1 pseudogene is annotated in these 874 nt (G+C 75.3%); it reads left to right on the top strand.

Going from position 1 to position 874, the window contains the following annotated elements:
* Window positions 1-422 precede the first annotated feature (422 nt).
* Window positions 423-874 (top strand): annotated as a pseudogene (locus tag SSNG_RS42565) (hypothetical protein); the annotation flags it as partial.

Raw genomic sequence — 874 nt, 5'->3', positions numbered from 1 at the left:
CGACGGGGCAGCAAGCATGCCTCCGGTGCCGACGATGCTGCCGGCGGGCGACGCCTGCCCGGAGTGCGGTTCCGTCGAGTGATCACATTTCCCCCCGTGAGTGTGGCCCGGCGCCTCGTGTGCCGGTCGGTTCGGGTGCGCGCGATGGGTGCGCGTGGCTGGACAGGGGAGAGCGTGTTTCGAGTGCGGTGGTGTGCCGCTGGTGCGCCTGTGGAGCAGTGGTGGGGCGGCAGTGGTGGGCGGGCCGTTACCCCGCCCGGTGACGGGGCGTTGGACCGTCCGGGCGGTGCTGCGGGGTGTCCGGCGCGGCAGGGACTGTCACGTCCGCCGGTGGCGCCCCGGCCGGGGATATTGGATGAATGGCGCCGCGTACGCGCACTGCCGGGCTTATTGACGCTTCATCACAGTGGAGGCAATGCGTGATGCGCACACGGTCCGTCCTGCTGGCCACCGCCCTGCTGGCGACGCTGTTGCAGACGGCGGACGGGGCGGTCGCCGCGGGCGGGCCACCCGTGTCGCCCGACGGACGGCCGGTCCACGACGGGCGGACCGGGCACGAGGTGCCCCTTCTGCCCGACGGACGGCCGGAGGGCGGCGGACGGGCGGCCTACGACGGGCAGGCCGGGCACGACGTGCCCCTGTACGGGATCAAGGGCGCGGGGAGCGCCGGACGGGCGGGGGCCCAGGAGTTCACCACGGACGACGACCGGCTCTCGCGGGTCTCGCTGTTCCTCGGCAGCACGGCCGCGGCCGGGAGGCTGAGCGTGCAGGTGCGCACCGCCCGGGACGACGCCGGCTCCGCGGTCGCCTCGGCCACCGTGGACCTGGCCGCCCTGGGCGGGCCGGGCACCGGCTGGGTGGAGGTGCCGCTGGC

Origin of the sequence: Streptomyces sp. C (genome assembly GCF_000158895.1) — a bacterium.
In the GTDB taxonomy this organism is placed as follows: Bacteria; Actinomycetota; Actinomycetes; order Streptomycetales; family Streptomycetaceae; genus Streptomyces; species Streptomyces racemochromogenes.
This window is presented reverse-complemented; position numbering and strand designations above follow the sequence as displayed.